Source organism: uncultured Tenacibaculum sp. (assembly GCF_947494125.1).
Taxonomy (GTDB): Bacteria; Bacteroidota; Bacteroidia; order Flavobacteriales; family Flavobacteriaceae; genus Polaribacter.
In genome coordinates, this window is record NZ_CANLTU010000034.1 from 1 (window position 1) to 1,646 (window position 1,646).

The window sequence follows — 1,646 nt, forward strand, 5'->3', positions numbered from 1 at the left end:
ATTCAACTCGTAGACAGAAAAGGAAAAATGCACCAACATCAAGGCCACTTCTCTATTTTAAGAAAATAATTTATTAATTCAGTTTTCCCCTTTTTATTTGATTAAAAGTAGGGAAAACTGCATTTTAGCTGTTTTATTTGTTATATACTTTTTTACATGAAGTCAAAATTATCTTTAAGTCTTATTTTATTTTTTAGTGCTTTTTTATCTATAAAAGCACAAACAACAATAGAAGTAAACAATGCTAGTCAGCCTGAAGCAGTATATAATCCTAAAGACCTTATTGAAAAGGTGCTTATAGATAATAGTTGTACAACAGTTACCAACATAACTTCTTCTGTTTCTGGAGCTCCAACTGATAGAGAGACTAAAAGTTACGGGTATTTTAAAAGTAAACCTGGAAGCAAATTTCCTTTCAAAGAAGGTATCGTTATTTCTACAGGACGAGCATTTCCTATAGGTGAAGCTGGAACTCCTAGTTTAGATAGCGGAACTACTGGAAATAATGATGCTGATTTAAGTGCCTCACTAGCAGAACCTAATTTACTTGACGCAAGTGTTATTGAATTTGATTTTGTACCTAAATCAGATGAAATAAGTTTTCGTTATTTAATGGCTTCTGAAGAATATCAAAATAATTACCCTTGTATTTATGCTGATGGTTTTGCTTTCTTATTAAGAGAAGCAGGAACAACTACATATACAAATTTAGCTGTAATACCTGGTACTACTACACCAGTTAGTGTTACAAATGTACATGGTACAATTACTAGTGGGGCTGGCTGTGCAGCTAAAAATGAAGCTTATTTTGCAGGTAACAATCTAGGCGATACTAATTTTGATGGTAGAACTAAAATTTTAACAGCGAAAGCAAAGGTAACCCCTAATGTTACCTATCATATAAAATTAGTAATTGCAGATAATTCAGATAATAGACTTGATTCTGCCGTTTTTTTAGAAAAAGGTAGTTTCAACTTAGGTTTAAGTTTAGGAAAAGATTTTTTATCTTCCGATGAAACATCTGTTTGTGGAACAGAAAAATTATTAACCTCTAATATTACTGCTGACACTTACCAATGGCTTAAAGATGATATAATTATTCCTGGAGCCACAAACAAAGATTATTTAGCTAACTTAGGTAATGGAAAATATACTTGTAAAATTTCAACGGGTACATGCAACGATGAAGATGATGTTGTTTTAGAGTTTTCCGATAACCCCACAAACAATACTGCAATCACTCCTCTTCTTACTTGTAGTAATGATTTAAAAGTTGTTAAAGATTTAACATTAAAAACAAATGAAATTTTAGCTGGTCAGAGTAATACTATTTTTGAAGTATTATTTTTCTCAGATGCAGCATATACAACTCAAATAACAACACCAAATAATTATATAAATAACACGGCTGACGATACTATTTATGTTCGAATAAGAAATAAGAATGCTAAGAATTGTTTTGTTGATTCTTCTTTTAAATCAACAATTACAGGAAAACCAATCCCACAAACACCAGTAGACTATGAAGAATGTGATGATGCAGCAAATGGTGGAGATACAGATGGATTCTTTAATAGTTTCCTATTAAATACAAAAGACAACGAAATTTTAGGAGCACTATCTACTACTATATATGAAGTATCATA

1 protein-coding gene is annotated in these 1,646 nt (G+C 31.0%); it reads left to right on the forward strand.

Annotation, left to right across the window (positions count from 1 at the left end; all coding sequences use genetic code 11):
* Positions 1-156 precede the first annotated feature (156 nt).
* On the forward strand, positions 157-1,646 hold a 1,490-nt coding region (locus Q0881_RS17680), incomplete at its 3' end, for a choice-of-anchor L domain-containing protein (RefSeq protein WP_299163277.1).